Here is an 11,027-nt window from a genome sequence, read left to right as displayed (position 1 = left end):
GGGCCGGTCTATCAGGGGCGCATGCGCGCTATCATCCCCCTGTTTCTGATGCTTGGCGCCTGTTCCGACAGCAGCGACGTGCTGGAGCAGTTGCCCAACAGCTCCATCGCTGGAGCATCGCGCGACGACATGCCCGAAACCCGGCTGGAAGCGAAGATTACGCGCCCTGTCACCATTGGCGAGGATGGCCCGCGACTGGATGCCTGTGCCGCGATGGGGCAGGCGGTTCGCGTCGGCGCTCAGGGTCTGGCTATCCGTGCCGCGCCTTTTGCCGAGGCGCAGGAGGTCGGACGTCTGGCGGAAGGAGCGAGAGCGCTGGTATGCACCCGCAGTCTGGACCAGAAGTGGCTTGGGGTGGTCGTCGTGCCGCAGCCACCGACCGACTGCGGCCTGTCTGAGCCAGTTGACCGGAAGCAAGCCTATGCCGGGCCGTGCCTTAGCGGCTGGGTGTCGAGCGCGTCGATCCGGTTGGTGGCCGGTTGAGACGCTGAAGATATATTGGCCTTTTACAAAATAACCTGTGTTTTCTAAGTGGACTTCTGTTTGTGATCAGAAAGAGTCGCTTCCATGTCCAATTCTGCTCTTCGTCCACCCTCGCTGCTTCGATTGCTGGGCGCTTGGCGGGTCGCGGAGAGCGCCGAACCCGCCTATCGCCAACTGGCCGATGCACTGCGCATGTTGGTGCTGGACGGGCGGGTCGGGCTGAACGTGCGCCTGCCGGGCGAACGGGAACTGGCCGCCGCGCTGGGCCTCAGCCGCACGACGATCGCGGCTGCGTTCGACCGGTTGCGCGATGAAGGCTATCTGGAAAGCCGTCAGGGTTCGGGCAGCGTCACGCGCCTGCCGCCCGGTCGGATACATCCCGAACCGCCTGAATTGGACATGTCCACTGGCGGGAATATCCTCAACTGGACTCATGCCGCACTGCCCGCCGCGCCGGGGGTGGGGCGCGCCTGCCAGGCGGCGGTAGAAGCCCTGCCGGCCTTTCTGGGGGATCTTGGTTATGATCCGCTCGGCCTGCCGCCGCTGCGCCGCGCGATTGCCGCGCAGTTCGAACGGCGCGGCTGCCCCACCAGCCCCGACCAGATCATCGTCACCAACGGCGCCCAGCAGGGCTTTGCCTTGTTGCTGCAATGGCTGACTGGACCAGGCGACCGGGCCGTGATCGACCACCCGACCTATCATAATGTCATTCAGGCGTTGCAGCGCGCGCATGTCGTGCCGGTGCCCGTCGGCCTTCCCGCGCAAGGGTGGGACATTGACGCCATGGAAGCGGCGTTCCGCCAGACAAGCCCGCGCTTTGCCTATGTCATCGCGGATTTTCACAACCCGACCGGGCGCAGCATGGACCCGGCGACGCGGCGCGCCTTGGTCGCAGCGGCCACGCGTACGCACACGCCATTGATTATTGATGAAACCATGGTGGCGATGGGACTCGACTTTCCCGCCCCGCCGCCGGTGGCGATTCATGATCCGTCGGGGCGTCAGGTCATCACCATGGGATCGGCGAGCAAGATCTTCTGGGGCGGGTTGCGTGTGGGGTGGATTCGCGCTGATCCGCAAATGATCGCAGCGCTCGGCCGCCTGCGCACGACAATGGATATGGCCAGTCCGGTGGTGGAGCAGCTTGCCGTCGCGCAGTTGGTCGACAGCGATGAAGGTCTTGGCCCGCGCGGAGACCTGCTGCGTTCCCGCCGGGACCATCTGATCAGCGAGATCGACAGGCATCTGCCGCACTGGCGGGTCGAATCGCCTGCGGGAGGCCTGTCGCTCTGGGCCGAGCTACCGCGCGCCGAAGCGACTGCCTTGGCCGCGATTGCCGAAAGTCACGGTGTGCGGGTTGCGCCGGGTCCGCGTTTTGGCGTGAGTGGCGCGTTCGAGCGCTTCCTGCGCCTGCCCTTTACATTGCCTGAGGAGCAGCTGACTGTGGGGGTGAAGCGGCTGGCGGAAGCGGATGCGCGGCTCCACGCCCGTCTGCCGCGCGGGCGTGATTCGCTGGCGGCGGCGCTGGAGGCGGATCGGCTGATTTAGGGGGGGCAGACTCCCTCTGCTCGAAACGTCATCCCAGCGGAAGCTGGGATCTCGGGCTTGCTCGCGCGCGCTCTCCTGAGATGCCAGCGTTCGCTGGCATGACGGCTTTGCTGTTGAGGGATGAACAAAAAAAGGGCCGCGCAGGACATATCCCGCGCGGCCCCTCATTCAAGCAAAGCGCTTACGCGGCCTTCTTGTCAGCCTGATAGCGCTCGATCGCTTCCAATGTGATGCGGCGCGCGTCTTCTGCGCCGCCCCATGTGCCGATGCGCACCCACTTCTGCTTTTCCAGATCCTTATAGTGGGTGAAGAAATGTTCGATCTGCTCCATCACGATGCCGGGCAGGTCGTCCTTTTCATCGACGTCGCTATAATAGGGGAAGGTCTTGTTGTCGGGAACGCAGACCAGCTTTTCGTCGCCACCCGCTTCATCTTCCAGATTAAGCACGGCGATCGGACGAGCGCGCACGACCGATCCCGGCACGAAGGGCGAACGGGCAATGACCAGCGCGTCCAGCGGATCGCCATCGGGCGACAGGGTGTGCGGAACGAAGCCATAGTTGGCCGGATAACGCATCGGGGTATGCAGGATGCGATCGACGAACAGCGCGCCCGACGCCTTGTCGAATTCATATTTCACAGGCTCGCCGCCAATCGGCACTTCGATGATGACGTTCAGGCTGTTGGGCGGATCGTCGCCGACCGGGATCAGTTCGATATTCATGGGACTAAGCCTTTTAATGCAAATTGGCGTTGCGGGTGATTATGTCCTTGGTTTGAGCAGCCGATCGAGGCTGCCTTCACCCTCTCCTGATTTTTCGAGGCGCGGATAGCGCAGGCCGCCGGAATAAGCGAGCGTCAAAGTGCGGTAATATCTGTCCTGCTTGACGATGATCTGCATCGGCTTGGCGGCCTTCAGCGCGGCCTTGAACACCTCTCCTGAATATTCATCGCCATTGATCGCGACGATCTTGGTCCCGACCGCCAGCCCAGCCTTGAAGGCGGCGCTATCCCAGACGACGTTGGAGATTTCGCCATCGCCCTTCACGATCAGGCCGATGCCAAAGCTCTGGTCGATATTCTTGCCCTCGGCCGCCTTGGTGAAGGCGTTGGGCGTGTCGCCATAGACCAGCTTGTAGCCACCCATGGCAAAGCCGCCCTTGGGCGTCTCGCGCGTCGTGCCGTCCACATATCGGGCGAAGAAACCGGCCCAGTCATAGGGCGCCACTCCGTTGAGCGTCTTTATGACATCGTCGCGATTATAGATGACCTGACCCCAGTCACCGGGGTTGATGCCGAAGAAGGCCTTGGCGAAATCATCGAGGCCCTTTGCACCGCGCGTCTGCTTGCGGATGATTGCGTCGGCCTCCAGCCAGATCATCAGCCCTTCATTATAATAGTCCTCCGACCGCTGCCAGCTTGTCCATCCCTTGGGTCGGCGGGCCGAAATGATCGGATCGTGGGTCGTATCCTCCATCGGCCGCCACTCACGGCCGCGCGCCGTGTCCAGCTTGGCCGCGATATGGGCGTAGGCGTCCAGCGTCTCCTGTTTTGTGAACAGGCCCGACCGCGCGCCCAGCACATAGCCCCAGAATTGCGTCTGCCCTTCATAGATCCAAAGCAGATTGTCCTGCATCGGCACGTTGAAGTCCGGCGTCCAGAGCAGGTCCGGGCGGCGGAACTTGCCGTCCCAGCTATGGGTGAATTCATGGGGCAGAAGGTTGCGGTCCAGCAGGGCCTCGCCATCCCCCCATTTCTTGAAATAGCCCGGCTCGACCTGATTCTCAGAAGATCGGTGATGCTCCAGGCCTATGCCGCCCATCTCATCGGTAATGGCGAACAGAAAGTCATAATGGTCGAAATGATAGGTGCCGAACAGCGCGCCTGCTTCATCGACCAGCTTCTTGTGCCGGGCGATCTGGTCTGGTTTCGCGTCGAGTTCATCCGCTTCGTCGGCGATGATGTTCAGCGTGACGTTATGGCCCAGGTCCACCGGCTTGAAGTAACGCCCGGCGAACACCGGCGAATCCTGCAACGCTTCATAATCGATCGTCTCATAAGCGACGGTCGATCCGTTCTTCCGTCCGCGCAGCGCGGTCGCCGCCTGCCAACCATCGGGATAGGTCACGGTCGCCTGCACCGGAATCTGCCGGGTATAATAGCCCGCAGGATAGAGCGAGACCGACTCCCACTGAATATTCAGCATCTTGGGCGTGACGACCACGCGTCCCTGATTGGACTGGGTTGCCGAGAGGAACTGAAAGGAAGCGGTGATCTCGCGCGTCCCTGCTGGAACGTCGATGACGAAAGCATAGACGTTGAGCGGATCGCGTTTCCAGCCGATCGATTTGCCATCGGCGGTGAAGGTCATGCCACTGATCTTTTCAATCTGTCCGCGCGGTGCGTGATTGCCCGGCAACCATTCCGGGACCAGCAGCGTCATGGGGCCGCTCGACACGACCGGAATATGTTCTTTCACGCGGAAGATACGTTGGGTCGTGTCGCTGGCATCGACCTCCAGCCGGATGGTGCCGCCGGGGTAGGGGACGTCGCGCGGCGCGGGGCTCGCCTGATTCACGGGCAATGCGGCGGGCTTTGACCTTACGGCATTCTGGGCGGCGAGCGGGCTGATGATGGCGGTGGAAAGCAGGAGGGCGGCAGCGAAGCTGCGGATCATGGCTGTCTCCGAAAAAAGACGAGGCAGGAATGCCTTATGAAGTCAGCATGACGAATGGCAAAGTCCGCGTCCACCCGTAAGAAGAGCTAAGAAATTATGTGACAAAAAAGCGCGTTTCCTTGCGCCTTCTTTACCGCTAAAGGCGCATCCCCATGGCGAAAATTGAAACGCCGCGCCCGGTGCGCGGCACGCAAGACATGCTGGGGGGCACGACAGAAGCGTTTCAGGAACGTTTCGCCCATGTGGTCGCGACCTTTGACAAGGTCCGCAGGCTCTATGGATTCCACCGGGTCGAAGTGCCGGTCTTCGAAGCCACGGCGGTATTCGCCCGGTCGCTGGGCGAAAGCACCGATGTCGTTTCCAAGGAAATGTACACGTTCGACGATCGCGGCGGCGACAGCATCACCCTGCGTCCCGAATTCACCGCTGGCATCGCCCGCGCTTATGTCACTGAAGGCTGGCAGCAATATTCGCCGCTGAAAGTAGCGACCCATGGGCCGCTGTTCCGCTATGAACGGCCGCAAAAGGGCCGCTTCCGCCAGTTTCACCAGCTCGATGCCGAGATCATCGGCGCGGGCGAGCCGGGCGCGGATATCGAATTGCTGGTCTTCGCCGATCAATTGCTGCGCGAGCTTGGCATATCGGAAGGCGTGACGCTGAACCTCAACACGCTGGGCGACGCGCAAAGCCGCGATGCCTGGCGGGCGGCGCTGGTTGCGCATTTCGAAGCGCACCGCGAACAGCTGTCCGAGGACAGCCTCGACCGGCTGAACCGCAATCCGCTCCGTATCCTCGACAGCAAGGACCCGCGCGACCGCCCCGTGGCGGACAGCGCGCCGGATATTGACGCCTATCTGACCGACGAAGCGCGCAGCTTCTTCGACAAGGTGACGGCGGGCCTCGATGCGGCGGGCGTGGCGTGGCAGCGCAATGCGCGACTGGTGCGCGGCCTTGATTATTATCGCCACACCGCGTTCGAGTTCATTACCGACCGGCTGGGCGCGCAGGGGACGGTGCTGGGCGGCGGACGCTATGATGGCCTGATCGAGAATCTGGGCGGGCCTTCGACGCCTGCGGTCGGCTGGGCTGCGGGGATTGAGCGGCTGGCGATGTTGGTGGATGCGCCCGCACTTTCCCAAACCGTTGTAACGGTCGTTCCTCTAAGCCCTGCGACGGAAAGTCGATCTACAAAGTACCTTGCCGACCTGCGTAGGGCAGGCATCCCAAGCGACATGGCGTTTCGCGGAAACACGAAGAAGCGAATGCAGCGAGCGCAAAACAGTCGCTTTGTCTTGTTTCCGGTGGAATTTGGCGAACGTGATTTCGAGGCCGACGTGGGCAATTTGAGTGCTCTGCATGGCGAGGTGCAATTGAAGGATATGCTGTCCGGTGAGCAGTCGGCCCTGTCGTTTGAGGCCGCAGTTGAGCGTATTCGGGAAGTCACGCAGAGCTAATGCAGATTTCCGCCGAACGTATCGCGCAGATCGAGGCGCGCCGGGATGAGGTGCAGGCGTCGATGACGCGTGCCGACCTCGCGCCGGAGGAGTTCGTGCGGCTGTCCAAGGAATATGCGGAGATCGAGCCCGTAGCCCGCGCCGCGCATGAGGTGCGGCGGCTTCGGCAGGAGCTTCAGGCGCTCGAATATATGGCGGGCGGCGTGGATGCCGAGGCGGATGCTGCCATGCGTGAGATGGCGCAGGAGGAAATGCAGCTGATCAAGAGTCAGCTGCCGGACGCCGAACGTGCCCTGGCGCTTCAACTGCTTCCCCGGGACGCCGCCGACGCGCGCCCGGCCATGCTGGAAATCCGCGCAGGGACGGGCGGTGATGAAGCCGCGCTGTTCGCCGGTGACCTGTTCCGCATGTATCAGCGCTATGCCGATGCGCAGGGCTGGAAGATGGAACTGATCTCCGCCAACGCGTCCGAAGTTGGCGGCTTCAAGGAAGTCGTCGCCAGCATCACGGGCATCGGCGTCTTTGCCAAGCTCAAGTTCGAAAGCGGCGTTCACCGCGTCCAGCGGGTCCCCGCCACCGAAAGCGGCGGGCGTATCCATACCTCCGCCGCGACCGTCGCGGTGCTGCCCGAGCCGGAGGAAGTCGATGTGCAAATCGCCGACGGCGACCTCAAGATCGACATTTACCGGGCCTCCGGCGCGGGCGGCCAGCATGTGAACACGACCGACAGCGCCGTGCGCATCACCCATTTGCCCAGCGGCATCGTGGTGACGCAGCAGGACGAACGGTCGCAGCACAAGAACAAGGCGAAGGCGATGCAGGTTTTGCGCGCGCGCCTTTATGAGGCGGAACGGGAGCGCACGCAGAGCGAGCAGGCTGGCGCGCGCAAGGCGATGGTGGGCTCCGGCGATCGATCGGAGCGCATCCGCACCTATAATTTCCCGCAGGGCCGCGTCACCGATCATCGCATCAACCTGACCCTGCACCGCCTGCCGGAAATATTGGAAGGGCCGGGACTTGCCGAAATCATCGACGCGCTGATCGCCGAGGATGAGGCGGCGCGCCTCGCGCAACTGGATGGCATCGGGTGAGCATCGCCCAGGCGCTTCGCGATGCGGCTGCCCGGCTCCAGAATGTCAGCGGTACAGCGCGTCTCGACGCGGAACTGCTTCTCGCCCACGCGCTCGGCATCAGCCGCAACGAGTTGCTGCTTCGCCAGCAAGATCTCACGGTGCCTTCCGGCTTTGGCGCGCTGGTTGACCGGCGGGTCGAAGGCGAACCCATCGCCTATATTACCGGCGTGCGTGACTTCTGGACGATCAGCCTGCGGGTGACGCCCGATGTCCTGATCCCGCGTCCGGACACCGAAACGCTGATCGAGGCCGCGATTGACCATTTCCAAGGGCGCGCACCGGCACGAGTCCTGGACCTTGGCACCGGATCGGGCGCGCTGCTGCTCGCGGCCTTGGATCATTGGCCGCAGGCGACCGGCATCGGTGTGGACAGCTCCGCCGCCGCGCTCGCCGTTGCCCGGGCCAATGCCCAACATCTCGGGCTTGCCGGGCGCGCATCCTTTCAACTGGGGGACTGGGCTGAGGGGATAGCTGAACGGTTCGACCTCATTCTGGCTAACCCGCCCTATATTGAAAGCGATGCCGACCTTGCGGGCGATGTGTTGCATGAACCCGCAAGCGCCCTCTTCTCCGGTGTCGACGGTCTGGACGACTATCGACGTATCGCGCCCATGATCGCCCGGCTACTGACCGAGGGCGGCATGGCAGCGATCGAGATCGGTCATGATCAAAGAGAAAGTGTGTCCGCCCTGCTTCAGGAACAGGGGCTTGGCGTGGCCACGCGCAAGGACATGGCGGGACATGAACGTTGCCTGGTCGTTACTTGTGCTCCACAACTTTGAGCGCTCCAATCCTCGTGCTGATCAGCCTACGAACCGAACGCGCCGGAATTGCTCGGGCGCAAGTGAAATTCGCTTGGTTTATCCCGCCAAAGACACTACATGAGGAGCAGGGACGGCATTATCCTGAGGATCTGCTCTGTGGGGCTTAACCGAGAAAAGGCCGTTTTCCCGCTCCTTCAAAGTCACGACGGCGCTGCTGCGCAGGCGCCTCTGGCAGCGTAAGGGCAAGGGCTGTCGCGCAGCCCCTGTCCGGCGGAGCCCTACCCGGCCTGATAAGCAGGCCGTGCTTTAGGATAGCGACTGACCGATGATTTCAGTGAATGATGGCAAAGTGAACGCAAGGACCAGGTCTTGATCAACAACAGGCAGGCCGGTCGCCGGAATCGCGGCCGGAACAACAATAACGGACGTCCCAGCGGCGGTAACCGGGGTGGTGGCGACAACGGCAACCGGATTGACAACCGCGCACGCGGCAATGCGGTCCAGCTTCTGGAAAAATACAAGAATATGGCTCGTGACGCCCAGATGGCGGGCGACCGGGTGAATGCGGAATATTATCTGCAGTTTGCCGATCATTATTTCCGCGTGCTTGCCGACAATCGCGCCCGGCAGGAGGAGCAGCAGCAGCGCTACCGCCGTCCGGAAGACAATGGCGATTATGAAGGCGATGATTTCGACGCTCCGGAATATGCGGGCGACGATAATCGTGGTGAGCCGCAGCAGCAGCAGCATTACGAGCGTGGCTATGAAGGCGATCGTCGCCGGGATCAGCCGCGCGACCAGCAGGACAATCGCGACCGGAATCGTCGGGATCGGCCGCGCCGGGACCGCCCTGCTTATGAAGCAGCCGAGCGACAGGAAATGGAAGCGCCGGAAGCCCCCGCGCCTGTGGCGGAACGTTCGCCCGAGCCTCAGCCCGAAGTAGAAGCTGCGGCAGCGCCTGAAGCGCCCCGCGCCCGCCGGGGCCGCCCCCGCAAGGCCGACACAGCGAAGTCTGAGGGCAGCGAAGGGCTGGATCTTTCCGTCCTGCCGCCATCGATCGCGCGTGCCGACAATGACAGCGAGCCAGCCGCAGAGGAAGCGCCGCGCAAGCGCACTCGCCGTGCGCGCCCGGCTGCCGAAGCGGCGGAATGATCTAAGTTGCTGCTTGAGACAGGCGGCGGAACAGAAATAAAGGGAGTGGCGTTAGCGCCGCTCCCTTTTTTCATATTTGACCAATGGCAATTCAGCGCGAGGGCAAAACCCGGGGCCGATGCTGGTCGTCCAGAGCGACGAAGGTGAAGAGCCCGCTGGTAAGGTCGATCTGCTGCTGATCCGCCCCGCGCGTTGCCACCACATCGACACGAATGCCCATCGAGGTCCGCCCGCGGCGTTCCTCATGCGCATAGACCGTCACAATATCGCCCAGCAGCATGGGCGATATGAATTTCATCCCATCGATCGCGACGGTCGCCACCGCTCCTTCGGCCAGTCGGCCCGCCACGATGCCACCCGCGATATCCATCTGGCTTAATATCCACCCACCAAAAATATGGCCGTTGGTATTGATCTGGGTGATGCCGGGAACCACCCGCAGAACCAGTTCGCCCCTTTTTTCAGTCATCGATCGATACCTCGTCCTTCAGCGGGTCCATGACCTGATCGTCATGTCCTGTCCCGCTCGACAGGAACACGAGCGCCATCAATCCGGTCCCCAGCATGAAGGTCAACCAGACCCCGATGATGGTGGCAAGGATCATGTGGAAGGGCATCGGTCCAGCCCATATCCGCAAGCAGACAAGCGCAACGCCGACGCACAGCGCGCCACCGACTGCCATCCACAACATGATGCGGCGGAACCGCCCCCATGCGGTTGCGGCAATCAGAGGATCATCGAGGCCCTGTTTATCTCTCATCTCTTTTCTTTGGGGAACGAAAGTGGGATCATCAAGGGACTGAGACATAATGTCTGAACGGCAAGGAGACGGGGCATGACGATCACCGCGATTCTGCAGGGCAAGGGACGCGAAGTCACTCAAGTCCGGCCCGACGACAGCGTTCTTTCCGTGGTTCAATTATTGTCGGAACGGCGGATCGGCTGCGTGCCTGTCGTCGGTGACGGGGAAGTGCTGGGCATATTTTCGGAACGGGACCTCGTCCATCAAATCGCGCGAGATGGGGCTGCCGTGCTGCAACGCAAAGTGAGTGAGGTGATGACGGCGCCTGCCATCACCACGGACGACAAGACGCCGGTGATCCACTGTCTTTCGCTGATGACCAAGAAGCGGGTGCGTCATCTGCCTGTCGTTGTCGATGGAACTCTGATCGGGCTCGTGTCCATCGGCGACCTCGTCAAGTTCCGGATCGACAGCATCGAATCGGAAGCGGCGTCGCTACGCGACTATATACAGTCGGCCTGATTCAGGCGGCTGCGGGTAGTGGCGGCGCTCGCCGAATCACCAGGCTGACCAGTTCCATCAGCGTGCCGCGCGCGCACAGCATCAAGGCGGCCAGAAAAGCGAGACCGCCCGCCGGGACCAGCAGGCTCAGCCGCGCCAGCGCTGCCATGGGGGGAAGCTGCGAATCGATCGCCATGACCGCACCTGCCATCAGGATCGAACAACCCAGCCCCGGCGCCGCTGCCCGAATCAGGTCGGACAGCCGGAGCCCCATCGGCCCCCCGGCGAGGCGCGCCGTAACCACCGTCAGGACGGGGAAGGCGCCCAGCCACGCCCATGCCAGACCAATCGCTCCAAACTGAATGCCGATCAGGAAAGCCGCAGGCATGAGAATCGCTCCTACCGCTGCGATTCGCGCGGTCGTGCCGGGCCGTCCCAGCGCATTGCTGACGGGCGCGAACATCACCTGTAGCGTCATGAACGGCATGGCGAGCGCCAGCACTGAAACGAAGGGCGCCATCTCCAGCCATTTCGTTCCGAAAAGCGTTTCCACCAGAGGCTCGGCCGTCACC

12 protein-coding genes (1 of these 12 running past the window's edge) are annotated in these 11,027 nt (G+C 62.6%); 7 read left to right on the top strand and 5 right to left on the bottom strand.

Annotated elements, in window-relative coordinates; genetic code table 11:
- The first annotated feature begins 21 nt into the window (after positions 1-21).
- Positions 22-483, top strand: a complete 462-nt coding sequence (locus tag AC6JBC_RS00990; protein ID WP_498024888.1) for a hypothetical protein — start codon at positions 22-24, stop codon at positions 481-483.
- Between the two features lie 84 nt (positions 484-567).
- Complete coding sequence (gene yczR, locus AC6JBC_RS00985; protein ID WP_498024887.1) at positions 568-2,031, top strand: MocR-like transcription factor YczR; 1,464 nt, start codon at positions 568-570, stop codon at positions 2,029-2,031.
- 181 nt (positions 2,032-2,212) lie between these two features.
- Here yczR and ppa read toward each other — a convergent pair whose 3' ends face one another.
- Positions 2,213-2,755, bottom strand: a complete 543-nt coding sequence (gene ppa, locus AC6JBC_RS00980; RefSeq protein ID WP_449474486.1) for an inorganic diphosphatase — start codon at positions 2,753-2,755, stop codon at positions 2,213-2,215.
- Positions 2,756-2,794: 39 nt separating this feature from the next.
- A complete protein-coding gene (locus AC6JBC_RS00975) occupies positions 2,795-4,708 on the bottom strand; it encodes a M61 family metallopeptidase (protein ID WP_498024886.1) in 1,914 nt (637 codons plus the stop codon).
- A gap of 152 nt (positions 4,709-4,860) precedes the next feature.
- Between AC6JBC_RS00975 and hisS the strand changes: the two genes are divergently transcribed.
- From hisS to AC6JBC_RS00955, 4 genes are all read left to right on the top strand, one after another.
- The gene (gene hisS / locus AC6JBC_RS00970) at positions 4,861-6,162 is read left to right on the top strand and encodes a histidine--tRNA ligase (RefSeq protein WP_498024884.1); all 1,302 of its coding nucleotides are present in this window, start codon (positions 4,861-4,863) and stop codon (positions 6,160-6,162) included.
- The gene (gene prfA / locus AC6JBC_RS00965; RefSeq protein WP_498024883.1) at positions 6,162-7,253 is read left to right on the top strand and encodes a peptide chain release factor 1; all 1,092 of its coding nucleotides are present in this window, start codon (positions 6,162-6,164) and stop codon (positions 7,251-7,253) included. The genes hisS and prfA overlap by 1 nt, the downstream gene beginning before the upstream one ends.
- Positions 7,250-8,077 carry a peptide chain release factor N(5)-glutamine methyltransferase gene (prmC, locus tag AC6JBC_RS00960; protein ID WP_498024882.1) on the top strand — a complete coding sequence of 276 codons (828 nt, stop codon included), beginning with the start codon at positions 7,250-7,252 and terminating at the stop codon, positions 8,075-8,077. Before prfA ends, prmC begins: the two co-directional genes overlap by 4 nt.
- Before the next feature lie 351 nt (positions 8,078-8,428).
- Positions 8,429-9,211: a DUF4167 domain-containing protein gene (locus AC6JBC_RS00955; protein WP_498024880.1), complete on the top strand. Its 783-nt coding sequence runs from the start codon at positions 8,429-8,431 to the stop codon at positions 9,209-9,211.
- Positions 9,212-9,302: 91 nt separating this feature from the next.
- On the opposite strand, the gene AC6JBC_RS00950 is transcribed toward AC6JBC_RS00955, so the two are convergent.
- Positions 9,303-9,680, bottom strand: a complete 378-nt coding sequence (locus AC6JBC_RS00950) for an acyl-CoA thioesterase (protein WP_498024878.1) — start codon at positions 9,678-9,680, stop codon at positions 9,303-9,305.
- A complete protein-coding gene (locus AC6JBC_RS00945; protein WP_464801836.1) occupies positions 9,673-9,972 on the bottom strand; it encodes a hypothetical protein in 300 nt (99 codons plus the stop codon). Before AC6JBC_RS00945 ends, AC6JBC_RS00950 begins: the two co-directional genes overlap by 8 nt.
- Positions 9,973-10,047: 75 nt before the next feature.
- On the opposite strand from AC6JBC_RS00945, the gene AC6JBC_RS00940 reads away from it, so the two are divergent.
- Positions 10,048-10,476, top strand: a complete 429-nt coding sequence (locus tag AC6JBC_RS00940; RefSeq protein ID WP_498024876.1) for a CBS domain-containing protein — start codon at positions 10,048-10,050, stop codon at positions 10,474-10,476.
- A gap of 1 nt (position 10,477) precedes the next feature.
- Here the strand turns inward: AC6JBC_RS00940 and AC6JBC_RS00935 are convergent, their stop codons facing one another.
- A protein-coding gene (locus AC6JBC_RS00935; protein WP_498024875.1) for a lipopolysaccharide biosynthesis protein crosses the window boundary here: on the bottom strand, positions 10,478-11,027 show its final stretch. The gene runs 938 nt beyond the window's last position; the window shows 550 of its 1,488 coding nt (coding positions 939-1,488); the start codon falls outside the window, past its right edge — the gene reads right to left on this strand; the stop codon is at positions 10,478-10,480.

The organism is Sphingobium sp. RC1, from assembly GCF_059738765.1.
The sequence above is the reverse complement of the archived record's forward strand: the minus strand, read 5'-3'. Positions and strand labels throughout refer to the sequence as shown.